The organism is Streptomyces sp. NPDC059582 (assembly GCF_042735715.1).
In the GTDB taxonomy this organism is placed as follows: Bacteria; Actinomycetota; Actinomycetes; order Streptomycetales; family Streptomycetaceae; genus Streptomyces.
Genome location: NZ_JBHWCC010000011.1, coordinates 83,909 through 110,296, shown reverse-complemented (window position 1 = coordinate 110,296; position 26,388 = coordinate 83,909). Strand labels below are relative to the sequence as shown.

The following is a 26,388-nucleotide window of genomic DNA, read 5'->3' as shown; positions in this document are numbered from 1 at the left end:
CCGGTAACGTCGCTGTCCTTGACTTGCCACTCACCCCACCCCCACCGGGAGACGACCGTGAAACGCCGTTCTTTGCCCGTTGCTGCCGCGCTGGTCGCAACCGCAGCCTCGCTGTTGACGGCCTGCGGCAGTGGGAGCGACTCGTCCGAGGGCCACGACAAGATCTCAGGCGCGGAGCAGAGCGCGGCACGGACGGCGTCGCCGACTCCTACGGCCGACATCGCGCGGCCTGACCTCTCACTTCCGAGCGATATCACGGAAACCTTCGAGAGCTGGAAGACCGGCGACACGGCCAAGGACACGATCCTCACGGACGCCGGTCATGCGCAGTCCGCGGTCACACACGCGGTCGTCAAAGGCGATCCCGAAGATGCGAGTCTGAAGTTCTACCAAGCGGACACGGCTCTCGCGGGCAGCCAGGACTGGGTCAAGTCGATCGTCGATGCGGGATCCACCTTCACGGGTGCGGTGCGTTACTACGTGCCGAAGATCAGCGTCTTCGACAAGACGTCTGCGGCGGTGACCTATTGCTCGGACGAGAGCAAGGCTTTCAACAAGAATCGCAAGACGGAGAAGGTCGACAAGTCGCCAGTCACTAAGGACGCCTACGTGCTGTACAGCACGCGTCTGGAGAAGAACGCACAGGGCGTTTGGCAGACCACAAAACTCGAGTCCGAACGGGGTAGCAAGACGTGCACGCCTTGACCCGGCGCAACAGGTGGCTCGTTGTCGTTGCAATGGCAGGAGTCTGCGCGCTGATGCCGAATGCCGCGATGGCGGGCTGGGGCCCGCCAGGCAAGTCGAACGGCAGCAAGACGGAGACGACCGGTGGCCAGTCCGGCGGCGACCTCGTCTCCATGGTCCGCTTCTCCGGCAGCACCTCCGGTAGCGACGGCGGCAGCTCGGGGAACGTCACCCCCGTGGGCAACTGGAGCCCGCCGGCCTGCTGGTACGAGCCGCGTAGTGCGGCGGAGTTCTCGAAGTACGTCGAGGACATGTACGACGAGACTCTCAACACTCCCGGCCAGGCCAACTACGCCAAGTCGAGCGTCGGCGAGTTCCGCACCACCTACAAGGACGGTCAGTACAAGAACTACAACCTCGACAAGGCGGACGAGGGCAACTGGTGGGTTGCCGTCCGTGACGAGGACCGGTGGATGGAACCGGAGGCCCAGGCCTGTGACAAGCAGCCGTTCTGGGTCGAGACCGGTGATACGCCCGACGTCCCGAGCGCCGTCACCCCGCAGGTGCTCGCCGAACTCGCCTATGACAGGCTGCACCTCCCTGAGACCGAGGTCACCCTCGCGCCGAGGGACGTCACCAAGGTCAACCTCCCGACCTGGGCCTGGCTGGACGGGTCCAAGTTCAAGCCGGTCGAGGTGACCGCCGCCCTGAACGTCGGCGGCCTCAATATCCAGGCCACCACCACGGCGAAGCCCGTCTCCCTCAAGCTCGAACCCGGCACCCGGGACGCAGAGACCTACCCGGCCGGCGGCGAGTGCAGGTTCGGTGTCGACGGATCCATCGGCGAGCCGTACGCCAAGGGCAAGGCCGACCGGACTCCGCCGTGCGGCATCAATTACCTGCGATCCTCGGGCAACGGCACGTACTCGATCCGTGCCACCGTCACCTGGGAGATCACCTGGTCCGGAACCGGTAACCCCGGTCCGACGCAGCTTCCCAACGGCACCTTCGGGGACACGCAAAACATCAAGGTCCAGGAAATCCAGTCCGTCAACCGCTGAGCCTGGAGGCCCTGGCACCCCAGAGTGAGTGCCAGGCGCTCCGCTGGGAGTGCACTGTGAACCGCCGTTCTGTCCCGATCGTCGCCGCGATCGCCGCGGCCGCAGCTCTTTCGCTCTCGGCGTGCGCGGGCCACGATGCCGAGTCCGCGAAGCACCCGTCGAAGTCCAAGAACATCGCCGAGATCAAGGCAGCCCTGTCGGCGGAATTGCACACGGCGATCAAGGCGGCCACGCCCAAGGCCGACTACCCGAAGGACGAGTTCGGCAAGGCGGCCGGCGGCTCCGGCTGCTCAGGCACACAGTCCACCGTGCGAATCGCCGGCTGGGACCCTGACGAGGCACAGTCCAACGAGGAACTCCTCACGAGGAGTACCGCCTACCTCGGAAAGCACGGGTGGACGATTACCCCTCAAGTCTCCGACAGCGAGGACCAGGCAGCCAAGATCGCCAAGGCCGACCTCGCAGAGGGGCTTCTCACCGCTGCTAACCAGGGCCTCACCTTCGAGGGTGACACCGTCTGCAGCGCGCCCTGACCGCTCGGCAGCACCGCCGCGCACATCTTCGCACCACAGGTCTACGTACAGGGGAACTATCTGATGCGAGCACACCACATGGGGAGGACGGTCGCGGTCGCCGTCGCCCTCGTATGCGGAGTCGCGGGGTGTTCCGCATTGCCCGGGGCCTCCGGCAAGGACAGGAAGGAGGAGCAGACGACCTCCGGCCCTACTTACAGCGAGGCGCTGGCTGCGATGAAACCCGATGTCGCAGACGCCCTCAAAGCGGCGATGCCCAACGCGGAACTGGACGAAAGTTCAAGTGCCGACGACTGCGGCGGCCTCGACATCCTCGACAGCAAGGACGGCAGCAAGCGAAAAGGATCGCTCGACGTCACCATCGCCGGCGCTCCTTCGGACACACGGCAGTCCAAAGAACTGGTGGAGGCGGTCGTGAAGCAGCTGTCCAGCCGGGGATGGACCGTCGAGAAGCGATCCGATACCACCCCTGCCGGCCATCCCGACGGCTACATGCAGTACCTGAAAAAATCCGGCCTGCACGGCACGGTCGCCGTCTCGGCCTCACCCTTCAAGCTCACTTCGGGCAAGGTCTCCCAGACCCTCGGCGCCACAGTGGTCACCGACTGTCTGCGGAACCCGGACTGGCGCAAGGAATGACGATCGAAGAGGACGAGGAGTGAGCGGGGTCAGTTCCCCCCGCCCTCATCCTCCTTGCTGCGCTGCGTGGCGGCGGACCCTTCAAGGTCGTCGGCCATGGAACCCAACCGCCCCTTCCTGACTTTCAGTTCGCCACGCACCTTTTCAGCGGTAGGGCCCTGCCAGCGCTCATCCGCTTTGGCTTGCTGGTCCGCCGCGATCTCGATCGACTGGTCGAGCAACTTCCGGACGTCCTCCGCAAGCTGCCGAATCTTGCCCGCGTCGTCCTTTGCCCCCATGGGAAATCCTCATTTCATCCGCACTCTCATCGGGATTCGGTTCGCCGAAACCCGCCTTGCAGATCCTATCGATGGGATAGCGTACTAGACTATGGCCCTGGTTTATGCGGATCCTGACATGCTAGATCGGCTGGCGAAGTCCCTCGACAACAAGGCGGGAGAGATCCCGCATTTGAAGTCCCGAGCATCCGCATTAGGTGTTACCCCAGACGTGTCCGGATTGCCCGCAATTGCCAACTGGTTAGGTGAAACCGCCACCGACCTCCGCAGACGCGCGAAGATCCTCAGAGCCCCTTCCGAATCCCCTTTCAGCTCACTCTCGGAGTTCGGCCTGCCGACGTCCCTGGCCAGGAAGCCGGGCGCGGGCGACAAGTTCGAATCGGGTCTCAAGTTCGTCCTTGCCTCCCATAAGGGCGAGACATCGCAGGAGCAGGCCCAAGCGGTCAAGACCTACTTCGCCACGCTTTCCCCGGAGGAGCAGGCAGCACTCGCTGTCGCCGACCCCAGCCTCGTCGGGAACCTCGAAGGCGTCCCGGTCAACGTACGTTTCGCCGCCAACCGAATTTCTATCCAGAATGAGTACACCGAGGAGTCTGAGCACCTCAAGGGAATGGCGACGAACGATCCCGCATACAAGCGAACAAAGGATCGCGTCGACACCCTCCGCAGTTTCCTCAGCCCGCGAATCCAGAAAATCAGGGACCCGAATACGGGTAAACCAAGAGAGCTTGAAGTACCCCGGCAATTCCTGATCTTCGACGCCAAATTCGGCTCGACCGCCGACCCGAAATCCTCCCCATTTCCCGACGGCAGGGTCGCCGAAGTTGTCGGCGACCTGGAAACCGCCAAGAACGTGGCCTTCCGAGTCCCCGGTATCACGAACCGTCTCGATAACTTCAACGGTTTCACCGCTGGCGGCTACCAATTAGCATCGGACGAGCACGGCTTCGAACAGCCGGACACCGCAGTGGTCAGCTGGCTCGGCTATGACACCCCGGAGATCGGCGACTCCGTTGACGCAGAAAAGGCGGAGGTCGGCGGACGTCGACTCGACGCCTTCCGCCAAAGCATATCCGTGAATCTACAACCGGATGCGAAGACCAGCATCTTCGCCCACAGTTACGGAACACTGGTGACCAGCAAGGCCCTGCAGGACGGGCTGACCAACATCGACAACGTTACGTTCATGGGCAGCCCGGGCCTAGGGCCGAATATTCATTCGGCCGCGGACTTCCACATGCCCAACACCAAATTCTACGTGATGCGCGCCAGGGAAGATCCCGTGTCCTACACTCAGGGACACGGAGACGATCCGGCGGACTTCAAAGACATCATCCGGCTCGGAACCGACGGCGCCACCGGACATTCCATGTACTACGACAGGGGCACCGCGTCCCTGAACAACATGCGAAGTGTCCTCTTCGGCGGCGCCGAGAAGCTCACCTTCACCCACACCACACTCGACCAAGAAATGCCAGGCGCCCAAGAAGTACGCGACCTGGTCGCCTTCTTGCACGAGAAGGTACCGCCCGAGGCCGTCAACGAGATGGGTGCAGACCTTGACCCCATCGTGCAGGGTCTACTGAACGGCAGAAGTAAATTCATCGACGTCGTGGGCCCCATCCACTCGGTCCTCGGCAAGCACAACATGCTGGACCGGGTGAAGCCACACGAACTCATGGGCGAGGTCAACGCTCTCGCGTCCCGGTTCGCGTACAAACAGGCCTACAAGGCGGCGAAGGACAAGGGGGCCCCGGACTGGTTGGCGACGGCTGCCGCAGGGACCGCAACCCTGGCGGCCAAGGCCTCGCTCCACATCGCAACCTGGCCGGTCGTCAAGGTCATGGAGTTCGACCGTCTGCAGAACGACACCCGCCAGTTGTACGGCATCGTCAGCGATGGCTGGGGAGAGATCTCTGCCGACGGCTCCGCGCTGGCGAACAGCCTTGGAAGAGACGGCAGCCGCGTCTTTGCCGCCGGTGCGGACATGACTGGCAGTGCCATCAACACCGGCGGGCAGGTGGTGTCGGGAATCGGAGACTCCATCCTGAACCCCTCCCACACATTCAAGAACGCCGACGACATCGCCAAATCAGTGCAGTCCACCACAGATTCCTTTGTCCGGGACGGCACCGAAATCATCAACTCTGTCGACCATGCCTTCGAAGAGACCGTCGACAAGGGTGGAGATATGCTCAGCAGTGGTCTGGACACCGGGAAGAAGGCTCTCCACAAGGGCGGGGACGTCGTGGACTCAATCGCCAACTTCATTTCCTAGAACATCCCGGGAGGAGCCACTATGGCTGTAGTACAGGCACGCACCGAGTTGATCAGCAGGGTCCGGTCCGCGATCAACACCGTGATGGCGGGCGCGACGGTGATGGACCTGCCTTCCGTCGTCTCGTCCGACGCCGTCGCGATCACCGCCTTCGACGAGTCCGACACCAGGTCCTCCGACGCACTGACGGACGCGTTCATCGCACAGCTCCGTTCCGACGGCTGGGCTGTCGACGAACGGGAACGCACCCGTTCCGAGCCCCAGTTCCACGCCGCCAAGGCCGGGCTCGGCGGCGGCGCCTTCGCTGTACGGACGGCAGCCGTTTCCTTTCACGGCCTGGCGAACCACGACACAGAGGCAGGACCCCGTCCATGAGCATCGAGGAGACGCAACGGGGCATCGCGGAGGAGATTCGTGCCGCCATCAAGGCAGCGACCTCCAGAGCGGTGTACCCCGACGACGAGTTCGGCCACCCCGACCCCGCCTCGCTGCGGGTCGCCGGCTGGGACCCGGACGAGACTCAGTCCAACGACCGGCTGCTCAAGCACAGTACGAGTCACCTCGTACGCAACGGGTGGAAGGTCTTCCCGGAGCCTACGGACAGCGACGACCGCTCGGCCCGGATCCTCAAGCCGGGGTTCGCGAGTGGTCGTCTGTACGCGGCTAACCAGGGACTGACCTTTACTGGCACGGTCGAATCCTGACCTGCGAGCCGAATGGTGCCGATGCCAGCGGATGCGTGGTCGGCCCCGTACAGATGTCGTCGCACGCAGATGGGCAGTTGCACTCAGGCCACACCGGGCGCCCTTCTCGGCCTCTCTGTCGTGTGTGCCCTGTACGCCGCGGTGAAGTGGGGGCGTGGGGTCACGCAGGACGCCGGCTCGCGCCTGGCGATGGGGATCTACGATCTGATCAACCCGTGGACGGAGACCGCTCTGTACGGGGACGGCAACTCCGCCCCGGACGGCGCCCAGCACACCGTACGAGTGAACGAGCACCACGCCACCGTCGCACTGCCGCTGACGACGGCCGTTGTACTGGCCCCGGCAGCGCTGGTCACGTTCGTCACCTTCGCGGCGGTGCGCCACCGGAGTAGCCGCACTCGGACCCGTCCCAGCCCCCGGCCCAGTTCAATGTGGTGACCCTGTAACGGTCGGGAACAGTTCCCACTCACCGACTCACCTGCCGCAGACGCCCCTCGTATGCTTCACCAGCGATGTCGCCGTGGACGGATATGCGGACATCGCTCAGCAGAGCGGTAGCAGTCAACGGGGGAGGTACCGCACGTGGCGGTCACGGACGGCGGCGACGAAGCCGCCGAATTGAAGAAGCGGGCGGAGAAGCTGCGTGAATGCGCGCGGGAGGCGCGGTCGCTCGCCCGCCGGCTCGGTCCGTATCTCGACGACGCGGTGAAGAAGGCCACCCCGCGCGCGGACGCGTTCCGCACCGGGGGCGACAAGGGCGCGCTCTGGCAGGGGCCGTTCGCCGACGAGTCCACCGCCATGCTCCAGCAGCGCCAGCGCGGTCTGAACGGCATGGGTACCGCGCTGCTGGCCGACGCCACCCGCTGGGAGACGCAGGCGGACGAGCTGGACAGGCAGGCCAAGGAGAAGGACAAGGCCAAGTCCGGTACGGGCGGCGGGCACTGATGACATTCAGAGGCTTCGACGCCACCGGTCTGACGGCACTGGCCAACCAACTGGACGCGCTCGCACAGAACTCCGGGAAACTGCACTCCCAGCTCGCGACCGTCCTGACCACCGCACAGCAGAACCTTCCGCCCGGACAGAACGCGTCCCGGGACCCCGGCCTCCAGGACCTGGTCGGCGATGTGATCCCCATGCCGTCGATATTCGGCGGTGGCCGTCGGCGGCTGCCCGGCTCCCTCGGGGGCGAACTCGGCGACCTGCAGACGTCGATGAAGCGCCGCATCAAGCAGCTGGAGGGTATGCAGGAGCTGGAGAAGCGCGGCTATCCGGTCAGCGACGGCAGCGTCTTCCTGGACGAGGCGACGCCCGACGCGAAGAAGATCGACGACGCTCTGCGCAACCTCCAGGGGCTTCAGGGCAAGGACTTCGGCGTGAACGGCAACCGTGACGACCTGGAGAAGGTCTCCGGTGAGCTGGACGGCCTGACCGCCGCCGAGCTGGACGTGCTGATGACGAAGGCGTCCCCGAAGGACCTCGCCTTCTACAACCAGCTGGTCAGCAACACCGACGACTCGGGCTGGAACCCGTTCGACGACAACGGGCTGCCCGAGGACAAGCGCCGGGCCACCCTCGGACTGATGCTCTCCAAGATCAGCCCGGAGAACGTGGGCAAGTTCCAGGCGGCCTTTCCCGGGACGCAGCCGACGTTCACCAACACGGGCGCGTACGAGAGCGGCGGCAACAACCAGAACGGCCAGACCAACAGTGGAATCCACTGGGCGCCGCCGTCGGACCCGCTGTTCCAGGACGGTGTCTCGGCCGACGACGTCAGCCAGAACCAGTTCGGGGACTGCTGGTACGTCGCCTCGTTGGCCGGACTGGCGCAGAAGAACCCGAAGTTCATCCAGGACGGGATCAAGCAGAACCCGAACGGCACGGTCAGCGTCCGCGTCTGGGACAAGAACGGCAACTCCCAGTGGGTCACCATGACCGCCGACCTGCCGACCGACCAGAACGGCAACCCGATCAGCACGTACGGCAACGGGGAGACCTGGCCGGCGTACTACGAGAAGGCCTTCGCGATGGTCTACTCGGACGACGGCGACGACGAGCGCGGTTACGGCGGTATCGAGGGCGACGACCCGAAGAAGGCCGCTCCCTACCTGACCGGCCAGGAGGGCGACGACCTCGAGTCGGGCGGTTTCCTCGGTATCGGCAAGCACGACGACAAGGACATCGACTCGCTGAAGCGGGCGTTCGACGCCGGGAAGGTCGTCACCGTCTCCACGCCGGACGACGAGGACCTGGACAAGAACCACCCGTCGGAGTGGGGCAGCACGTACCACAGCAACCACGCCTATTACGTCCGCGGCTTCACCGACGACGGCAAGATCATCCTCGGCAACCCCTGGGGCGTGCACGGTTATCCGCCGATCACCGTGACCCAGGACCAGTTCGACAAGTACTTCCAGGGACCCGAGGCGTTCGATGTCCCCTGATGCCCGACAGGTGAGCGTGAGCGCAGTGACCGAGCCCGAGCCCCGGCCCGAACGGCCGCACGTGAAGTACCCCTTCGAGTTCGACGGCCGCTGGGTACTCCGTTATCACATTCCGTACACGGTCGAACACGAAGGTCGCACGCACCGGATCGTGGCGACGGTCTTCTCCCGTCCCTCGGTGCACGGCCGGATCCAGGTCAGCAGCGAGGGTGGCCCGGACGCGGAGTACGACGACCTGACCCCCGGCGACGTCGTGGAGATCACCGGCGACGCGTGGCGGGTCGCGGAGGTCGACTACCGCACCCGCGTGGTGCTGGAACGCGCGACCGACGCCGACGAGGAGGAATCCGGTGCTCAAGCCGGCGAGTGAGTACGGCGTCGTGGGCGTCGCCGTGGTCCTGCTGGCCCTGTCCGGCTGCGGCTCCTCCTCGGGCGGAAGCGACGGCGACGACCCGACCCCCACGCGAGCCGCGGCGAAGGACAAGGGCCCGGTGTGCGTGGGCTCGGCCCCGGCGGACGGGGTGCACGTGCTGCGCGGCGGTGGTTTCAGGCTGCCGGGTGGCGGGGGCGTACGGTACGTCGCCGCGGACGCCGACGGTACGTCCCGTACGGCGACCCTGGGCGACGGCGCGGTGTACACCTCGGGCGGTCGGCAGTGGAACGTCCGGCCCGGCACGGAGCTCACCGTCTCCGGCCACGGCTACACCGTCCGACAGATCTGCTCCTACCGTGTGGTCCTGGAGCCGAAATCCGCCGAGGACGGCGACGCACTCGCCGCCGCGCCCAAATCACGGAAGGCCACGGGCGGTTCCGCCGACGCGGGCCTCTGCTTCACCACGAACCGCTCCGTGCTGGACACGGCGGCCAAGGGCTTCCCTGCCGAGGACGAGACCCTGTCGGTGCTCGACAACGGCGGTGTCCAGCGCTTCCCCACCGGCCTGTCCCTCACCGTCTCGTACGTCGATTCCGCCGCGGGAACCGCCGGTCTCGGCGCGAACTGCGCCGCTGTCGGGGTCGCCGCCTACAAGGACGTCCGGCTCGGCGATTCGGTCGAGTTCGCCGGGGTGCTGTTCAAGGTGTCCGAACTGACGGAAGAGGCCGTACGGCTGAAGCGCACGAGCGCGTAGCCAACGGCGGTCGGCGGTAGGCGGTCGGCGGCTGTTCCTTCCTCACCACCCGACCGTGGAGACAGACTGTGTTCGGCAAGAGCGAGAGCAACAGCAGGAACAAGACCATGAGCACGAACACGAGCACGACGGGTGACGATGACGCGTCCCCCGTCCCCGTCGTGCCCTGGGGCGACGCGTGGGAGTTCACGATCGGGGACGAGGAGCGGCCTGCGCCCGGTCGGTGGACACGGCCCGTACTCGGGGTCCGAGCCGTCCTGGTCCCGCACGGCGGGGGAACGCCGCCGGCCGACGCCCCCTGCGCCTTCCTTCCCCCGCAGGGGACCGAGAACGGCCCGCGCCTGTACGAGGACGCCGGGTGCCGCCGTCTCCTCTGCTCCGTCGACGACCCCGAGGAAGAGGCGGGCGCGCGAGGCTACCGCGTTCGTGACGGACAGGGACAGGTCATCGGCACCGTCCGACGTGTTCCCCCGCTCAAGCACGCGCTCAAGCCGACCTGGCGCATCGACCAGCCCGGCCGCCCGGAGATCGTGAGCGACGCGGAGTGGTCGACGGGCGGGGTGCCGGAGTTGGTCCGGCGCGGGGCCGGGAAGCTCCTGCTGGGGGCCGTGCAGGCAGTCGCCGACCTAGGGGCGGACGGCGGTGACCAGTCCGCCCGGTCACGTGTCGTGGTGTGGAGGGCCGACGGTGAGCCGGTCCTGGCGTGGGACGGCCGGGACCGGTACCTGATCAGGGCGGCGTGGTTCGATCGCCGGCTGGCGTTCACGTACGCCCTTCTGCGCGCCCGCTGACCCCGGCGCCCTCGTCCCCTCGTAGCGGCCGCGCAACGTCCCCCACCGCGCCCGGGCCGTCGTGGGCGGGCATCGGTACAGTCGAGCCGTCAGGCGTGAGGCACGGGCATGGAGGCTGGCGTGGCGTTCGGCAGGCAGAAGGCGGAGGAACCACCGGTTGAACCGGTCGGCTGGGCCGATGTCCAGACGTTCGTCGTCTCCGCGGTGGAGCGTCCGCTCACGGTCAAGCGCAAGCGCGCCGTGCCGGGGAAGCCGGCCGTGCGCGTGGCCCGCGGATCAAAGGACCTGCGGGTGCTCGCCCCCTGCGCCTTCCTCGGATCGGACCTGACTCAGCACCCGGGCCTGCCGTCGCTCCCCCAGCACACCCTGTATGAGGATCCCGACGCCCGGCGTCTGCTCTGCTACGTGGACCCGGCCGTGGACGTCGACGGAGAGCAGCGGCACGTCGTACGCGACGGCCAGGGGCAGGTCCTCGGCACGCTCACCCGGGTGCCGCCGAAGCGCCGCCCCTTCAAGCACACCTGGCGCATCGAACAACCGGGTCACCCGGAGATCGTGGGCCGCAACGAATGGGTGAGCGGGGACGCCAAGGAGATCGCCGGACGGGTGGCGGGCAAGTTCCTCGGCGGTGTGCTGAACGCCATCGGTGACATGGGCGCGGAGGGCGGCGACCAGGCCTCCAAGCCGCGCTCGCTGGAGTGGCGAGCGCAGGACCAGGTCGTGATGGTCTCGGAGGGCAGCGAGCAGGTCAGCGTGCGGGCGGGTTGGATCGACCGGCGGCTGGCCTTCGCGTTCGCGCTCGTCGGGGACCGGTGAGGACGGCCGGTGGCGGCCGCGAGAAGGTGAACGGCCAAGTGCCCGCTTGGCAAAACGTGTTCGCGTACGCACCGCTTCACCACAACTGATTCCCTGTACGCCCCCGACCCCGCCCGTATCATGGTGCGCCGACCCGCGACCAGTCTCCGTCGGTCCGCCGGGAAGTGCTCTAGGGGGATGAATCATGGGCATGAGGAACGTCAACCCGGACGATCTCGACCAGTTGGCGAAGCTGCTCGACGGTCGAGGCGGCATGCAGGACAAACTCGACGAGGCGTTCACCAGGGCGTCCCGGCTCGGTGTCACCAGCAAGCTCACCTCGCTCAACCCCTTGCGTTCCTGGGTGAAGGACACGGCACCGGACCTGCGCAAGCGGGCGATCTACGCCCGGCTGGAGAGCGGGGATCCCGAAGCGGGCCTTCGGTGGGCGGGGTTCAGCGCCAAGGACATCGAGCAGTACAAGGGGCTCTCTCCCGACGAGATGCTGTTGGCCAACTCGGTTGCCGCCAGCGACGATCCGAACGCCTACAAGTTCAAGAGGCAGCCCGACGAATCACTCGCGGACTGGGTCGAGCGCCTCGAAGCGCATGCGATATCCCAGATACCCGGACTTCAGCCGCACGAAGAGACGATCGCCACCATGATCGGCCTCTACGGCGACTGGGGATCGGTGACCGCCGCCACCGCCGTCGTGACGATCCAGGGCGCCTCGATGACCAAGGTGCTGCTCGGCAACTCACTGAAAGCGGGCGCGCTGCGCACCTGGAAGACCCGGCTGGGCGTGGTCCTGCGCGGTTCCGACAACGGCCTCATACGGTCGGCGGGCAACGGACTCATCAAGTGGACTCCGAAGATCCGGTCCCTGGGCGCTCCCGGCAGCTGGCTGCCCGGTCAGCTCGGCCGGATGTTCTCGGGCAGCTCGCTCTACCAGAACGCCAGCCGTGTCCCGCTGACCGGCGGCCTGCGCGGAGACCTCCTCGGCAACGCGTACAACTGGGCGCGCAGCACACCCCTCATGCGCAGCTTCGGCGTCAACAACGCCATTGACTTCGTGGTCGGTTCGGACGAGGTGGCCACAGCGTTCGGCGGTCTCACACATGCCGGACAGCCCGTGGCCCGGGCGGGCAACGCGAGCCTGATCAAGGTCTTCTCCAACGCCTCCCGCGCGGCGGGCGAGACGGGCGGACTGCGCGTCGGACTCGGCGCCGCGGCCAAGACCGCCGGCTTCCTGCGTGGGGCGGGCATCGTCGGTGGCGTGGTGTCGACGGGCTTCAGCGCCGCCAACGTCATCTCGCAGGGCAACCCGGTCGAGGCCTTCAAGAGGAACGGCGCCGGGTACGTCGCCGACATCGCCGAGGTCGGCTTCAACGCCTCCCTCACGGCCGCCATGATCGCCCCCAACCCGATCACCATCGGCCTGGCCGTCGGCACGGGCCTCATCTACGGCGGCGCCAAGGTCGTCGAGCACTGGGACGACATCACGGAGGGCGCCGGCAAGGCGGCCGACTGGGTGGGCGACAAGGCGGGCGACTTGGGGAAGAGCATCGCCAAGTCGAAGGCGAACCCGATGAACTGGTTCTGACCCGGTAGTCGGTGCGGCCCGCTGCGCGGAACCTCTCGTCCGTACGGATTTCCGCGCGTGTCCAGGCCGGCCGGATTGTCCCGCGTTCGGCGCTGCCTCGTCGCGCGGTTACTCGCCCTCGATGAGCAGTTCTTCCTTGTCCGGGATCAGGTCCGTGATCTTTTCCCAGACCTGGGCGGAGTGGGAGAGGGCGAGGACCAGGGGGCTGTCGGGGGTGACCTGGCCGGGGAGGATGGGCTCTTCGGGCTGTTCGCGGATCCAGTAGCCGAGAGGGCCACAGTCCCAGACAGCGAGGGCGCGGACCATCGCGGAGCGTTCGCCGTCGTGGCGGCCGTCCCAGGCGGTGGTGATGCGCCAGGTGGCGTTGAGGGAGACGACCAGGTCCCGGAACTGTTCGAGAGCCGGGGTCTTGAGGCCGGCGTCCGCCTCGACGAGGGCCTTGTCGACGAGTGCGCGGGTCGCGTCGTCGTCGGGGCCGGGCTCGTCCAGCGCGACGAAGGCGGCGTCCAGCGCGGCCATCGTCGTCTCGATACGGACCTCGGGGGCGCCCTCGGCCGGCTTCTCGCCGCGGTGGAGGTTGACCTTGCGGGCCAGTTCCCAGACGAGGGTGTTGGGCTCGATGGAGACGTACTCGGACTCCTCCTCCCCCGGCCAGCCGTCGTGCGCGATGACCGCGTCCTGGCCCACGACCACACCGTGGTTCACCGGGCCGTGTTCGCCGGTGATCTCCACCTGGATCAGCACCATGGGGTCGGCCAGGGCGCCGAGCAGGTCGCGCAGGACCGGGGCCAGTTCGCCCTCCTCGCCGACCAGGCCGACACGCTGGAGTTCGACCAGCGACTCCCACAACTCCTCCGGAGGCGTCTCGCCGTCCAAGAGGTGTGCGAATACGGCGATGTGGCGGTCGGCCAGCCGGAAGCGTGCTCGGGAGCTGTCGTACGAGGGCACTGTCTGGGTTCCTCCCGTGAAGCGGCGGCGACGCCGGCTCACTGCTACTTCTTGTTGTCCTTGAGGTCCTTGGCGTCCTGCGTGCACCTGTGCGCTTCGTCGCGCAGCGCCTGTGCGACGGTCCCGCAGGTGGTGTGCCAGCTCTTGAGCTTGCCGCGCACGTCGTCCGCGTTCGGGCCGGACCAGGTCTTCATCCCCGTCGTGCTGTGGTTCTTGGCCGAGTCGACGAGCGAGTCGATGTGATCGGCCAACGACTTCAACTGACCCGCGCGCTGGTTGAGTTCCTGTATGTCAGGATTCGCCATATCAGTCTCCCCCGGTGTCTCAACGACCCCAGCATACTGTTGCACCGGCCCCGTTCAGAGTGGACCCCTGGCCCGGAAGAACGGGATGAACACGAGTCGTTCACCGGAAGATCCCATCTTCGGCAGCCCTGGACGGGAACTGCGGACGGTGCGGTAGCGTCCACTGTTGCAAACGGACAGTCCGGTTGCCTCTGACAACACACGGGGAGGATCGCTATGGATCGCGGTGCAGATCTCGGGCGGCTCCGGGAGCTCTCCAAGCTCTACAGCCGCAAGGCGCACGACTTGCAGGTCCTGATCAAGGACCTGCAGTCGGCCACGGCTGACAGCACGGGCTATTGGAAGGGCCCCAAGGCCGACCGCTTTCGTGACGACTGGCACGACGTGAAGCCCACCTTCGAGAAGTGGGTGGACACGCTGAACGACGCCAGCAAGTCGGCGAACACCAGCGCCGACAACATCGAGCGCGCCACCTGATTTCAGGCGAGCCGCGCGTTGTCGCGTTGCGTCGGGGCGCCCGGTCCGAGACTTTCGAGTCTCGACCGGGCGCCCCGGTCTTATGTGCAGTGGGCGGGGTCAGATCCCTTTGTGATAGCTGCGGGCGTCGGCCGCCGAGACCTTCTCCGGCTCGTCGCGGATCGCCGCGTCGACGACCGGCAGCAGATTGCCGACCTGTTCACTCAACTTGCGGTGTCGGCCGTCGAGTTCGCGGTGCCACGCACGAGCGTTCCTCCCGACCCAGACCTTGTCGCCACCGATCTCCTCGGTGGGGCCCTTGAGTGCTCTCTTGAGGCTTTCCACTTCCTTGGCGAGATCGCTGCGCAGCTTCTCCAGGTCGGCCTTGCGCGGATTAGGCACCTTGGGCTCGGGGGCCGCCACGAGCATCACCTCTCGTTTTTCATGTACCAGACAGACGCACGATCACCAACGGGCGATGCCGCCGCAATGGCTGACGATCACGTTGCTCACCGGCTGACGCGCCTCATAATCTGAGCCGATGACCTCAACGAGTGCAACCCAGGGCACTCCCGAATTCCTCGTGCTGCCCACAATGGCCGAAGTGCCGCAGGCCGACGACGGTTCGCCGCTCATCGACGGCACAGCGGAGGTGATCCTCGTCTCGGTCGCCGACGACAACGGCGAAGACCGGCTTGTCGCGCTCGCGTTCACCAGTGTGCCGTTGTTGGTCGAGGCCATGGGCGAGGGGCAGCCCTGGGTCATCGTCCCCACCCGGGAAGCAGAGAAGGCATTGCACGGATCAGGCGCGCGGGCGGTGCTGGTCGACCCGCGCCTCGCCGACGGCACGGAAGAGGAATGAACCGGTGGTTGACCCGAACTTCTCCGGTATCGATCCAGACAATCTGAAGAGGACCATCAAGCACCTCGAATCAAGCAGCAGGACTCTTCAGGACGCCAAGTCCGCCTACACCAGCCGATTCCAAAAATACGGGCTGGACACGAGCAGCCTGACCGAGATGGGGAAGATCGCCGGTTGGGTCGACGACGAGCTCCCTATGCTGCGTCGCAGGCAGGCCTTGGCTGCGGCCATGGAACTGGATCCGGACAGCGGCCTCGAACCTGGCGCCATGGTGCGGCTCCGTGAGCCCGTCACGACGGTCCGAGAAGCGCGGGAGGAAGGCGCGCGGCTCGCCGCGGACGCGAACAAGGCGGCGGACCTGGGGCCGGAGGCGGCTGGGGCGGAGTTCCATCGGATCGCCGCGGAGCTGGCGAAACACAAGGGCGACGCCGACTTCGTGTCGGCGCTGTACGCCAAGATGGATCCGGACCTCGTCAGAAACCTGCCGGTGGCGATCGCCACGACGGGCGCGTCCACCGCCGAGGACGACGTCAGGCTCTTCGGCTCGTCGTTCACCACCGCGATCGACTCCGAGTCTCCCGCGCCGGGGTTCGAGAAGACCGCCGCCCTGTTCCACGGCCCGATCCCTGACGACGAGCCCACGGCCGTGTTCAACCGGGCGCTCATGCAGGGGGACGACCCGGCTCTCTGGGATCTCGCCTGGAAGCATATGAATATCGCTGTCAAGAAATTGGGCGATCCCGCCGACACGTGGTCCGACAGTGTCGGCTTGCTGGCCAGCGTCTTCGGTATGCAGTCGAAATACGCCGAGGACTTCCGGAAGCGCTCGCAGTCACTGTTCGACGCGGCGCGTGACCTGAAACAGGACCGTGTCAACGCCGTGGGCAAGGCGGCGAAGCGGGCGCTCAGGAACGAAACCCGACGCGCCGGCAAAGCTTCGAGGCACTCTGCAGTCGAAGCGGAACGCATCTTGTCCAAGTACGGATTGGGCTCCTTCTCCCGCCTGATGGAAGCCTCTGTCGCGGACGGTGGAAGCTGGTTGATGGGCAGGATCCCCGCACTCAAGCCACCCAGCACGACGACGCTCTTCGGCAGGACGCTGCATGCGGGCGGGAAGCTGCCACTCGTGGGGACGGTGCTGACGATCGGGGCGACGGCTTGGGACATCGACCATGGCGAGGAGGTGGACGTCGCTGTCGCCGCCAACGCCGGGGGGATGGCCGCAGGGGCGGTCGGTGGCGGGATCGGTACCTGGCTGGGTACCGCGGCGGGTACGGCACTGATGGTGGGAACCCCTGTCGGCTGGGGAATTGCCGGAGGTGTCATCCTCGGGTTTGGTGCTGGATACGCAGCTTCGTACCTCATCAAAACGGAAGTGGGCAAGAGGCTGGTGAACACCGTCACAGGCGCCGCCAAGGAAGCTGGGCACGCCGTCAGCGACGCAGCGTCGAGCGTTAAGAAGGCAGTTTCCGGATGGTTTTCATGAGGCGGCAATACCATGGCTAAGAAAAAGAAGAAGCGTTCTGGAGATCAATACCAGCTTCCGCCCAAGGCGGAGCGAGCCCGGCAGATCTCCGCGAGCGTGGCGTCGCGGAAGCCGCGGCCCCCACTTCCTCCAAACCGTGCGATCTGGGGTGGGTTCGGACTGTTCCTACTGTTCGTCGGCTTCACCCTCGCCCTTTGGCTCCCAAGCCACTCTTTGGTCCAGGACCTCCGCTCACGGGGAATCACGGTCGATGCGACTGTTACCGCCGTCGACAATCATCCCAAGTATGTGAAAGTCCTTCTCGCGCAAGGTCCGAAGGCGGGTTCTCAGATCCAACTTTGGGACTACTCCGGGATGTATCCCGACGCACACGTCGGCGATTCGATGGTGGTCACCTACGACCCCACGAACCCCTCGCACAGTCTCTCCCACGAGTGGGTCACAGATCCGCCCGTGAACCTGCCCGTCTACGGCACCTCCGCACTGGCCCTCCTTTGCCTTGCCGGGACTGTCGTAGTGGTGCTCCACCGCCGTAAGATCCTGCGCACTTTCGGCCCGGAAACCCCACCCGCCCCCGCGACCGCCCCCACCCCCCTGACCAAGTCCTGACAGGGACCCCGAAGGGCCCTGCCTTCCCCAAGGCAGGGCCCTTGTGTGAGGGCGTCGGGGTCTTCAGCCGTTCATGACCCCCTGTACCGGCATGTAGGACCCCCCGGACACGAACAGGCCGCTGCCTGCTGGGCCGCCGCCGCTGTTGGCCGGGAGGCGGATGCCGAAGAGTTCGCCCTCCGAAGGGGATTGGGGGGTCAGCAGGAGGCCGTTGCGGGACTTTCGGGCCTCGACCGTGAAGCCTCGGTACTGGCCGGAGAGGCTGTCCGTGGTGCCGGCGGCGAGGAGGCCGATGCCGCCGTCGGCGCCCTTGCGGACGACGGATTCGAGGGCCTCGTCGAGGCGCGTGTCGTAGAGGAGTTCCGCGTCGTCGACCACGACCACGTAGGAGCCGTTCGGGGCGGTGCCCACCAGTTCCTCCAGGTCGTCCTCGCGGCTGTCGGCGTTGAGGAGGCCCAGGACGCCCTCGCGGCCCGCCAGGTCGCGCAGGGGCGAGCGGCGGGGGGCGACCAGGATCACCGGGGTACCGGAGCGCAGCAGGGACTCCGTCGCGGCCAGCAGCAGGGTGGAGCGGCCGGACTTGGGGGGCCCGGCGATGACGAAGCCGGGTCCGTTCTCCTCCAGGTCGATGCCGATGGGGTGGAGTTCGTCTCCGCCGACGCCGACGAGGGCCCACAGCGGGGAGGCCGGGGTGAAGTCCGGGTCCAGGGCGAGTGCCTCGCTCGCCGTGATGCGGGACGGCAGCGCGTCCACGCGGAGCGGGCGGCGGTCGGCCGGGACACGGCCGTGGCGGGTGCGGGCCTCCTCGGCGATCTCGCGCAGGGCGCGGACCTGTGCCTGGCCCGCCGGGTCCTCGGCGAGCAGGCCGATCTGGGTCTCGTCCACGCCGGTGTCGGTGATGCGCAGGGCGCGGCCGGGAGGCATGTTCTTGGGGACCTCGCGCGCCTGGAGTCCGGCCGTGGAGTAGTCGTTGGAGTCGGCGAAGCGCATGACCATGCGGTCCGCGAAGGCGGAGGAGACATGACCGCTCAGGCCGCTCCGGTCGGCGGTCATGACCACCTTCAGGCCCACCGCGGAACCTTCACGGAAGATGCGCTGGGCCGCCTCGAGCAACTGGCCGTAGTTGTAGGCCTCGAAGGTGGACGCGAAGCCCTCCCAGCCGTCCAGGAGCAGGACCATCCACGGGAGGCGGTCCTCCGGGGCGGCCGAGGCGCGCTGTTCGGCCGCGCTCGACGCGCCTTCCATCGCGAGCAGTTGCTGTCTGCGGGCGATCTCCGCCAGCAGGCGTTCGATCAGGCGGCGGACCCGGTCCGGCTCGTCCCGGGTGACCACCGCGCCGACGTGCGGCAGCCGCATCAGAGGCAACAGCGCGTTCGAGCCGCAGTCGATGCCGTAGACGTGCACGTCGTGCGGGGACGTGGCGCGGGCGAGGGAGCCGGCGAGGGTGCGCAGGGCCGTCGAGCGGCCGGAGCGCGCGCCGCCCAGGAGCAGGGTGTGCTCGCCGTGCACCAGGTCCAGGGACAGCGGCTTGCGGCTCTGCTTCGCCGGAAGGTCGATCAGGCCGAAGGGGACGGGAGCCACGTCGTCGCCGTCGGCAGCAGCCCGCGGCGGGCCGTACGACTCCAGTTCCGCCAGCGTCACCAGTTCCGCCAGCGGCGGCAGCCACGGGCTGCGCTGCTCGCCGAAGCCCATCCGCCGCGCGCCGTCGCGCACCGCGTCCACGAGGACCGCCAGATCGGTGACCATCGTGCCGTCGTCGTCGGCCTCGGCCCGCTTGGGCAGGGGGCGGGCGTAGGAGTTCCACTGCAACGGGATCAGCGTCGCCTTGGGCCCCGTGCCGCCCGTCGCAGGGCGGCGGCCACCGATGCGGGCCGACTGCACGCCGACCAGGGACTGGGCGCCGGAGCGGACGTACATACGGCCCGGGGTCGACTTCGCGATCGCACCGGAGTCAGGGGCGTCGATGACGTCCGCCGACTCGGACGCGTCGGTCACGCGCAGCGCGATCCGGAGGTTCGTGTTCGCCCGGATGTCGGCGCTCACCACGCCCGCCGGGCGCTGGGTGGCCAGGATGAGGTGGACGCCCAGCGAGCGGCCTCGGCGGGCGATGTCGACCAGTCCGACGATGAAGTCGGGGAGTTCGGCGACCAGCGACGCGAACTCGTCGATGACCAGCACCAGTCGGGGCATCGGCTCCAGCTCGGGGCGGAGCTTGCGGGTGTCGTTGTAGTCCTCGATGTCCTTGGCGGCGGCGTCGAACAGGATCCGTTCGCGGCGGTGGAGTTCGGCGGCGAGCGAGGCCAGGGCCCGTTCGGTGAGGTGCGCGTCGAGGTCGCTGACCATGCCGACGGTGTGCGGCAGGTTGGCGCAGTCCATGAAGGCGCTGCCGCCCTTGTAGTCGATGAGGACGTAGTTCAGGGCGTCCGGGCGGTTGGCCATGGCCAGGGAGGCGATGATCGTCTGCAGGAGTTCCGACTTACCGGCACCCGTCGTACCCGCCACCAGCGCGTGCGGGCCGTCCCGGCGGATGTCCAGGACGAAGGTGCCGTCCGCCGCGATACCGACCGGCGCGGACGTCGTCGAACCGCCCGCCCGCCAGATCCGCTCCACGTCCGCGCCCGTCGGGTCGGGCAGACCGAGCAGCGTCAGCAGCCGGGCCGCCGTCGGCAGCGCGCTGTCGGCGTCGTCGCGGCTGACGTCGCGGACCGGTGCGAGGGAGCGGGCGAGCAGCTCGCACCACTCCGGGGTGACCTGGTCGGCGAGGATGTCGCCGACGCCCTCCATGCCGTAGCCGCGGACGCGGACGTGGTGGGCGGCGTCCGGAGACCAGGCGACGACGGCCTTGCACTCCTCGGGCAGCAGCCGCTCGTCCTCGTCGATGCAGAGGGCGAGGATGCCGTACTGCGGTCCCTCGGTGAGGAGTTGGGGTACGCCGGGGACACGGCGCAGCAGCCGTGCGCCGTCGAGGGTCACGAGGATGGTCTGGTCCGGGTAGAGCTGGCCCGTCATGTTGTTCTGCTCGCGGGCCGCCTTGCGCCGGGCGAGTTCGTTGAGGAGCTCGTTGACGCGGCGGGTGATGCCCTCGGAGTCGAAGCCGACCAGCGCGACGCAGTCCTGGCCCTGGTCGGGGTTGGTGTGCGGCAGCCAGTGCGCCCAGTGCCAGTCGGCGCCCGCGGCCGGCGTGGCGGAAAGGGCGACGAGGGAGAGGTCGCGGGGGCTGTGCAGGACGGCGGCCTGCACGCTCAGCCAGCGGGCCGTGGACAGGGCGCGGGCGCGGTCACCGGCGATGCCGACGACACCGAGCCGGGCGAACGGCAGGGTGACCGGGACGTCGGGCAGGACCGGCGGCTCGGGGCGCTCCTCGTCGTACGAGGTGCCGCCGCGGCCCATGACCATCTCGACGTCGGACGGCAGCCCGCCGACGCCGACGCGCAGTTGCATGGCGTCCGGGTCGGTGAGGCGGCGCTCCCACAGGCGGCGGCGCGGGCCGGTCGCGAAGAGGAGGATCTCGGCCGGGTCGGGGCTGTCCCCGCGGCGGCCGTGCTGCTCCTCCTTGGCCAGCTGGGCGAGCTCGGCCTCGTGGGCGGCTAGGTCCTTCTTGTACTGCTTGAGCGAGGTCTTGTGCTTCTTCTTGCCCTCGCGGTTCTCGCTGAACCACTGGCCGATCATCATCAGCGGGCTCATCGCGCAGAACAGCAGCATGTAGATCTGCTTGGTGATGAAGTACATCGACAGCCCGAAGAGCATGGGCATGAACGCCATGATGAACTGGAAGCGCGCCCGCTCGTTCTTGCCGGGCGGCAGCGGTACGACGATGCGCCGCCGGGGCCGCAGCGGCGACAGCCGGGGCGGACGGTTGTAGGCGAGACCGCCCTCGCTCATCGCGGACAGGTGCGCGTCCGGCTCGGCCACCCGGTCGAGGACGAGGAGCGAGTCGGCGACCCGGACGACAGCACCGAGCGGCCACGAGGCCCTGGCGGTCCGCGCGCCACCCGCGGTTCCGGCAGCCCCGCCCTTCTTCGCCCTGCCTGCCTTGCCTGCCGTACCGGACGCCCCCGCCGTTCCCACCGTCCCCGCCGTCAACGGCTCGTCGTCGAGGAGGACTTCGGCCCCGCCCTCCGCGGCGAGCGTGGTGTTGCCCTGGAGGTCGACGGTCAGCCGGAGCGCGACCGGCGGCAGCGAGGGGTCCGGCAGGGGCAGTGAACAGGTGGGCGCCGAGCCCACGGTGGCCGCGCCGACGCCCAGCCGGACGACGCGCCCGGCCGCGGGACCGCCGGCCACCCTCAGCTCGTACTGCCCGACCGGTTCGCCCTTGCGCAGCAGCGGGCCTATCGCGTCGTCGACGGAGACGCGCATGCCGTCGCGCAGGACTCCGGCCGCCGGGTCCGACGGGTCGCACCGCATCCCGTCCGCCCACAGCGACAGCGCCCCGGTCACCGCCGGTCCGTAGCCGGGCGGCGGGGCGAGCGACGTACCGCGCAGGGGTACGACGTTCCCCGGCATCGCGCCGGGCGGAGCCGCGGCACGTCCTACGGCCGTGCCCAGCGCCTCCGCCACATCGCCTGCCGTGGCGGTGTCGTCCGCGGTGACGACGACGTCCTGCGGTGCACCGCCTTCGTGCACGAGCGTGACCAGCATCCGCATGGTGGCCATCCTCCCCGTCGGCCCCTGTGGCCGCGTCCGTTGCTTCAGCTGACGGAGACTAGTCGCAGTCTCCGAGGTCGTGCCCTGCCGCCCGGGTGTCAGACGGCGGGCATCACGTATTCCTCCGGCCCGTTCGTCACCGTCAACCGTTGCCGAAGAGGGCGCTCGGGGCGCCGTGCGCGGCGACCACGTCCGTGAGGTCCGGGCCGAGCACGTACGACGTCGCCGGCCACGGCAGCGGTGCGTCCGGGGCAGCGTCCACGACGGGCGCGCTGTAGCGGCCGGAGACCGCGCGGGCGATCTCGACCTCGTGCCGGAAACGGTCGCGGAAATCACCGTTCGCGGCGAGATCGGGGCGGACGACCTTCACGGCGACGGTCCGCCCACCGGGCGAACGGGCGAGGTGGACCCACCCCATGCCGCCGGCCCCGAGCCCGCGCAGCGGTCGGTGGCTGCCCAACTCCTGTGGATCGTCCGGCTGGAGTGTCTCCATGGCGGGCGTTCCCCGTCCTTCCCCGTGGTGACGCGACGCGTCGTGGCTCGCGGTGTGCTGCGGACCGCAGTATGTGGCCGCATGTATGTGGCCGCGTGTGTGTCGCGTCCGTGGCCGCCGTGGTGGCGGTGTTCGCTTTCGCAGACACAGTAGTGACAGCCGGGGCGCTGGAGGTGACGGGGGTGACGGGGGCATGACCGACGGACCGGCAGCACGCGGTCCGTCACTTGACGGCTCGGCTACCCGACCTTCGACATCCGGGCCACCGGGTTCCCCTCGTCCGAACTGTCCGAGGTGTACTTCAGGTCGTCGCCGGCCGGGGTGAGACGGACGGTGTGGGCGGCCGGGTTGCAGCCGTCGTGGTTGCCCTCGGCGCCCCTGGACGTCGCCACGATCTCGGTCTTCGTCACCGTCTTCAGGGTCAGTACGTCGTTGCAGACCCCGCCGAACAGATCGGTCTGCCGCAGACTGCCCAACTCCTCGCCCACGGCGGCCTGTCGGACGGTGAGCCGGAAGGTCCCCATGGGGAGGGTGCCGTCGAGACCGCTGCCCTCGCCCTCCCAGGTGCCGAGGTAGCGGGCGGGAACGGTGCCGGGACCACCGGGAGCGGGAGGGGAGACGGAGGAAGACGGGGAAGACGAGGAAGAGGGGGACGAAGGGGAGGATGAGGAGCGCGAGGAAGAGGGGGAGGAATCGGCAGGGGGCGACGAGTACGCGCTGTCGCTGCCGGAGGCCCTGTCGGCGTTCCCCTTCGGCAGCAGGTCGAACAGGAACGCCGATCCGACCGTCACCGCCGCCAGCGCTCCGGCCACCGCGAGGGCCAGCGTGCAGCTCAGCCTTCGTCCCTGTCCGCCGTTACCAGGCGTGGAGGCCGCCGCCATGGTCACGGAGACCTTGCCGGGCCGGGTTCCGAGCGGCCGCCCGTCGACCGGCGTGGCGTCGACGGGCGTGGCGTCGACGGGCGTGGCGTCGACGGGCGCGGCCGGACTCGGGATCGAGGTCGGTGTCGAAGTCGGTGTCGAGGTCGGGGCCGACGTGGGGGCCGGGGCCGGACCGCCCGTCGGCGGCATCACGGGCGGCGGGCCGAAGCCGGCCAAGGCCGACGGCTCCCCCAGCGACGCACTGCTGAAGCCCACCGGCCCCGACGGAGTCGCCTCGACCGCGTCGGCCGCCTCCAGGTTCAGCAGCTGTACGGCGCTGCGGCTGACCTGCTCCACCAGCGCGCCCGGCAGCCAGCCGCCCGCCACCAGCCGGGCCGCGCCCTCCGGAGCGAGCCGTCGGGCCACCTCGAACGGACCTGGCCGCTCCGCCGGTTCCTTGGCCAGGCACGCCTCCGCCACCGCGCGCAGGTCGCCGTCGAGGTCGCCGAGCCGCGGCTCCTCGTGCACGACCTTGTAGAGCAGCGCGGCCGAGGAGTCGCCGGGGAAGGGCGGTTCGCCGGTCGCGGCGTACGCCAGGACCGCGCCCAGGGAGAAAACGTCCGCGGCGCCGGTGACGCCGCTGCCGAGGATCTGTTCGGGGGCCATGTAGCCGGGTGAGCCGACGGAGACACCCGTCGAGGTCAGGGAGGCCGTACCCGCGGTGGCGCGGGCGATGCCGAAGTCGATCAGGAGGGGGCCGTCGAGGGTGAGGAGGACGTTCGACGGCTTCACGTCCCGGTGCACCAGGCCCAGGTCGTGCACCGCGGCCAAAGCCTCCGCCAGGCCCGCGGCCAGCGCCCGTACGGAATGCGTGGGCAGCGGGCCGCCGTCCGTCACCGCCGCCGCGAGGGACGGCCCCGCCACGTAGGCCGTCGCGACCCACGGGACCGACGCGTCGGGGTCGGCGTCCAGGACCGGCGCCGTCCAGGCGCCGCCCACCCGCCGGGCCGCGTCGACCTCGCGCCGGAAGCGGGCGCGGAACTCCTCGTCGAGCGCGAGGTGCGGGTGCACGATCTTGACGGCGACCGTGCGGCCACCGGCGCTGCGGCCCAGGTAGACGCGGCCCATACCGCCGGAGCCGAGCCGGCCGAGCAGCCGGTAGGGCCCGATGACCGTGGGCTCGTCGGCTGCGAGCTGCTGCATGGCGTCCACCTCTCCCCCGTAGGACACGTCAGCAGATTAGTGCGGAACGGGCCCCGCACTCACGGCTGGGGCGGATCCGGTACGTCTGAAGCAGACCTGCTACGACCGGAGTCGTCTCGCCCCGGCCCGAGCCGGCCCACCACGGCCAGAACCCGGCCGACCGAGCCGAGCGGCCACGGCCGGAACCGACCCACCACGACCCGAGCCGACCCACTACGGCCAGAACCGACCCACCACGACCCGAGCCGACCCACTACGGCCAGAACCCGACCCACCACGACCCGAGCCGACCCACTACGGCCAGAACCGACCCACCACGACCCGAGCCGACGCACTACGGCCGGAACCGACCCACCACGACCCGAGCTGACCCACTACGGCCGGAACCGACCCGCCGCGACCGGAGCCGAGCGGCCGCCGCCCGGACCGACCGGCCACCGCCGGAGCCGAGCCGTTACGGCTGGAGCAGATCCACCTTCACGTCCGCCGGGAACCCCGTCGTCGGGCCGACCCGTCGGGCGAACTCCGTGACCGCCGCGAGCTGCGGGGCGCCGAAGCGGAAGTCGAGCGTGGTGAAGTACTGCTCCAGGACCCGCTCGTCGAAGGCCTCCCAACGGGCCGCCTGCTCGGCGACCTTGGTGACCTCCTCCAGGGAGAGGTTGCGGGAGGCGAGGAACGCCTCGTGCACCCGGCGGGTGATGACCGGCTCGCGCTCCAGGTAGTCGCGCCGGGCCGCCCAGACCGCGAACACGAACGGCAGGCCCGTCCACTCCTTCCAGAGCGCGCCCAGGTCGTGCACGGTGAGGCCGTAGCGCGGGCCGTCCAGCAGGTTGGCGCGCAGTGCCGCGTCGCCGATGAGAACCGCGGCGTCCGCCTCCTGCATCATCAGGCTGAGGTCGGGCGGGCAGGTGTAGTAGTCCGGCTGGACGCCGAAGCGGTCGGCCAGGAGCAGCTGGGCCAGGCGGACCGACGTGCGCGAGGTCGAACCGAGCGCGACCCGGCGGCCGTCGAGCTGGTCCAGCGGGACCTGGGAGACGATCACGCAGGACATCACCGGGCCGTCGCAGCCGACGGCGATGTCGGGGAAGGCCACCAGGTCGTCCGCGTTCTTCAGGAACTCGACCAGCGTGATGGGCCCGATGTCGAGGTCTCCCCGCACCAGCTGCTCGCTGAGCTTCTCCGGGGTGTCCTTGGTCAGCTCGAAGTCGAGGAGCGTGCCGGTTCTCGCGAGCCCCCAGTACAGGGGCAGGCAGTTGAGGAACTGGATGTGGCCGACACGCGGCCGGGTGCGAGAATTGTCCACATCGCGAGGCTAGACCCTGGGGCCGGCCGGGCCGCGACCACCCCCGTCACGCGTCGCTGTCAACCTCGAGTGATCGACTTCAAACGTCCGAGTGGCGTGATCTTGACCTCTATTGCATTCGGGTGGGCGCGTGCTAGGCTCGCCGCAAGTTGCAGTTTGGTTTCCCTTGCAGTACAGAGCCTGCGGAGCATGTGACCGCGGGCTCTAGTCGTTTTCAGACGTATGCAGTTGTGCAGCACAGTTTTCACACTTGCAGGGTTCTGGAGCAGGGCGACCCTTTGG

General features: G+C 68.5%; 26 protein-coding genes and 1 pseudogene. 19 read left to right on the top strand and 8 right to left on the bottom strand.

Annotated features, from left to right (window positions below):
- Positions 1 to 57: 57 nt before the first annotated feature.
- From ACFV0T_RS12990 to ACFV0T_RS12975, 4 genes are all read left to right on the top strand, one after another.
- On the top strand, positions 58 to 705 hold the full coding sequence (locus ACFV0T_RS12990; protein ID WP_385777611.1) for a hypothetical protein: 648 nt from the start codon (positions 58 to 60) through the stop codon (positions 703 to 705).
- Positions 706 to 758: 53 nt separating this feature from the next.
- A complete protein-coding gene (locus tag ACFV0T_RS12985) occupies positions 759 to 1,745 on the top strand; it encodes a hypothetical protein (RefSeq protein WP_385777609.1) in 987 nt (328 codons plus the stop codon).
- A gap of 56 nt (positions 1,746 to 1,801) precedes the next feature.
- Positions 1,802 to 2,278, top strand: a complete 477-nt coding sequence (locus ACFV0T_RS12980; protein ID WP_385777607.1) for a hypothetical protein — start codon at positions 1,802 to 1,804, stop codon at positions 2,276 to 2,278.
- A gap of 216 nt (positions 2,279 to 2,494) precedes the next feature.
- On the top strand, positions 2,495 to 2,917 hold the full coding sequence (locus tag ACFV0T_RS12975; protein WP_385777605.1) for a hypothetical protein: 423 nt from the start codon (positions 2,495 to 2,497) through the stop codon (positions 2,915 to 2,917).
- A 29-nt stretch (positions 2,918 to 2,946) separates the two neighbouring features.
- On the opposite strand, the gene ACFV0T_RS12970 is transcribed toward ACFV0T_RS12975, so the two are convergent.
- Positions 2,947 to 3,195: a hypothetical protein gene (locus tag ACFV0T_RS12970; protein ID WP_385777602.1), complete on the bottom strand. Its 249-nt coding sequence runs from the start codon at positions 3,193 to 3,195 to the stop codon at positions 2,947 to 2,949.
- 91 nt (positions 3,196 to 3,286) lie between these two features.
- Between ACFV0T_RS12970 and ACFV0T_RS12965 the strand changes: the two genes are divergently transcribed.
- From ACFV0T_RS12965 to ACFV0T_RS12915, 11 genes are all read left to right on the top strand, one after another.
- Positions 3,287 to 5,473 carry an alpha/beta hydrolase gene (locus tag ACFV0T_RS12965; RefSeq protein WP_385777600.1) on the top strand — a complete coding sequence of 729 codons (2,187 nt, stop codon included), beginning with the start codon at positions 3,287 to 3,289 and terminating at the stop codon, positions 5,471 to 5,473.
- Positions 5,474 to 5,494: 21 nt separating this feature from the next.
- A complete protein-coding gene (locus ACFV0T_RS12960) occupies positions 5,495 to 5,848 on the top strand; it encodes a hypothetical protein (RefSeq protein ID WP_385777597.1) in 354 nt (117 codons plus the stop codon).
- Complete coding sequence (locus ACFV0T_RS12955) at positions 5,845 to 6,177, top strand: hypothetical protein (protein WP_385777595.1); 333 nt, start codon at positions 5,845 to 5,847, stop codon at positions 6,175 to 6,177. The genes ACFV0T_RS12960 and ACFV0T_RS12955 overlap by 4 nt, the downstream gene beginning before the upstream one ends.
- A gap of 189 nt (positions 6,178 to 6,366) precedes the next feature.
- Positions 6,367 to 6,615, top strand: a complete 249-nt coding sequence (locus ACFV0T_RS12950) for a hypothetical protein (protein WP_385777593.1) — start codon at positions 6,367 to 6,369, stop codon at positions 6,613 to 6,615.
- 144 nt (positions 6,616 to 6,759) lie between these two features.
- Positions 6,760 to 7,122: a hypothetical protein gene (locus tag ACFV0T_RS12945; RefSeq protein WP_385777591.1), complete on the top strand. Its 363-nt coding sequence runs from the start codon at positions 6,760 to 6,762 to the stop codon at positions 7,120 to 7,122.
- Entirely contained in the window at positions 7,122 to 8,621 is a 1,500-nt protein-coding gene (locus tag ACFV0T_RS12940; RefSeq protein WP_385777589.1) for a C2 family cysteine protease, read from the top strand. Before ACFV0T_RS12945 ends, ACFV0T_RS12940 begins: the two co-directional genes overlap by 1 nt.
- A 16-nt stretch (positions 8,622 to 8,637) precedes the next feature.
- Positions 8,638 to 8,991 (top strand): DUF6406 domain-containing protein, encoded by a 354-nt coding sequence (locus ACFV0T_RS12935; protein ID WP_385777587.1) that lies wholly within the window; start codon positions 8,638 to 8,640, stop codon positions 8,989 to 8,991.
- Positions 8,972 to 9,748, top strand: a complete 777-nt coding sequence (locus ACFV0T_RS12930) for a hypothetical protein (protein WP_385777585.1) — start codon at positions 8,972 to 8,974, stop codon at positions 9,746 to 9,748. Before ACFV0T_RS12935 ends, ACFV0T_RS12930 begins: the two co-directional genes overlap by 20 nt.
- A gap of 107 nt (positions 9,749 to 9,855) precedes the next feature.
- On the top strand, positions 9,856 to 10,539 hold the full coding sequence (locus ACFV0T_RS12925) for a hypothetical protein (protein WP_385777583.1): 684 nt from the start codon (positions 9,856 to 9,858) through the stop codon (positions 10,537 to 10,539).
- A 120-nt stretch (positions 10,540 to 10,659) separates the two neighbouring features.
- Positions 10,660 to 11,355 (top strand): hypothetical protein, encoded by a 696-nt coding sequence (locus ACFV0T_RS12920; protein ID WP_385777581.1) that lies wholly within the window; start codon positions 10,660 to 10,662, stop codon positions 11,353 to 11,355.
- Between the two features lie 190 nt (positions 11,356 to 11,545).
- Positions 11,546 to 12,937, top strand: coding sequence for a PE-PGRS family protein (locus ACFV0T_RS12915; RefSeq protein WP_385777785.1), 1,392 nt, complete (start codon positions 11,546 to 11,548; stop codon positions 12,935 to 12,937).
- A 108-nt stretch (positions 12,938 to 13,045) separates the two neighbouring features.
- On the opposite strand, the gene ACFV0T_RS12910 is transcribed toward ACFV0T_RS12915, so the two are convergent.
- Together ACFV0T_RS12910 and ACFV0T_RS12905 are read right to left on the bottom strand one after the other, a co-directional pair.
- Positions 13,046 to 13,885, bottom strand: a complete 840-nt coding sequence (locus tag ACFV0T_RS12910; RefSeq protein WP_385777579.1) for a hypothetical protein — start codon at positions 13,883 to 13,885, stop codon at positions 13,046 to 13,048.
- 44 nt (positions 13,886 to 13,929) lie between these two features.
- Positions 13,930 to 14,190, bottom strand: a complete 261-nt coding sequence (locus tag ACFV0T_RS12905; protein ID WP_385777577.1) for a WXG100 family type VII secretion target — start codon at positions 14,188 to 14,190, stop codon at positions 13,930 to 13,932.
- Between the two features lie 216 nt (positions 14,191 to 14,406).
- Between ACFV0T_RS12905 and ACFV0T_RS12900 the strand changes: the two genes are divergently transcribed.
- Positions 14,407 to 14,667: a WXG100 family type VII secretion target gene (locus tag ACFV0T_RS12900; RefSeq protein ID WP_385777575.1), complete on the top strand. Its 261-nt coding sequence runs from the start codon at positions 14,407 to 14,409 to the stop codon at positions 14,665 to 14,667.
- A 99-nt stretch (positions 14,668 to 14,766) separates the two neighbouring features.
- Here the strand turns inward: ACFV0T_RS12900 and ACFV0T_RS12895 are convergent, their stop codons facing one another.
- Positions 14,767 to 15,075 (bottom strand): hypothetical protein, encoded by a 309-nt coding sequence (locus tag ACFV0T_RS12895; RefSeq protein ID WP_385777573.1) that lies wholly within the window; start codon positions 15,073 to 15,075, stop codon positions 14,767 to 14,769.
- A 112-nt stretch (positions 15,076 to 15,187) separates the two neighbouring features.
- Between ACFV0T_RS12895 and ACFV0T_RS12890 the strand changes: the two genes are divergently transcribed.
- Genes ACFV0T_RS12890 through ACFV0T_RS12880 form a run of 3 tightly spaced genes read left to right on the top strand, consistent with a single transcriptional unit; the run spans position 15,188 to position 17,603 of the window.
- Positions 15,188 to 15,508, top strand: a complete 321-nt coding sequence (locus tag ACFV0T_RS12890; RefSeq protein WP_385777571.1) for an SAV_915 family protein — start codon at positions 15,188 to 15,190, stop codon at positions 15,506 to 15,508.
- A gap of 4 nt (positions 15,509 to 15,512) precedes the next feature.
- Entirely contained in the window at positions 15,513 to 16,994 is a 1,482-nt protein-coding gene (locus tag ACFV0T_RS12885; RefSeq protein WP_385777569.1) for a hypothetical protein, read from the top strand.
- A gap of 12 nt (positions 16,995 to 17,006) precedes the next feature.
- Positions 17,007 to 17,603 carry a hypothetical protein gene (locus ACFV0T_RS12880; RefSeq protein WP_385777566.1) on the top strand — a complete coding sequence of 199 codons (597 nt, stop codon included), beginning with the start codon at positions 17,007 to 17,009 and terminating at the stop codon, positions 17,601 to 17,603.
- Positions 17,604 to 17,666: 63 nt separating this feature from the next.
- Here ACFV0T_RS12880 and ACFV0T_RS12875 read toward each other — a convergent pair whose 3' ends face one another.
- The 4 genes and pseudogenes from ACFV0T_RS12875 to ACFV0T_RS12860 form a co-directional block, all read right to left on the bottom strand.
- Entirely contained in the window at positions 17,667 to 22,247 is a 4,581-nt protein-coding gene (locus ACFV0T_RS12875) for an FtsK/SpoIIIE domain-containing protein (RefSeq protein WP_385777564.1), read from the bottom strand.
- Positions 22,248 to 22,416: 169 nt separating this feature from the next.
- Positions 22,417 to 22,740, bottom strand: a pseudogene (locus ACFV0T_RS12870) (serine/threonine protein kinase); the annotation flags it as partial.
- Between the two features lie 239 nt (positions 22,741 to 22,979).
- Positions 22,980 to 24,803 (bottom strand): serine/threonine-protein kinase, encoded by a 1,824-nt coding sequence (locus tag ACFV0T_RS12865; RefSeq protein ID WP_385777562.1) that lies wholly within the window; start codon positions 24,801 to 24,803, stop codon positions 22,980 to 22,982.
- A 454-nt stretch (positions 24,804 to 25,257) separates the two neighbouring features.
- Entirely contained in the window at positions 25,258 to 26,106 is an 849-nt protein-coding gene (locus ACFV0T_RS12860) for a menaquinone biosynthetic enzyme MqnA/MqnD family protein (protein WP_385777560.1), read from the bottom strand.
- Between the last annotated feature and the right edge of the window lie 282 nt (positions 26,107 to 26,388).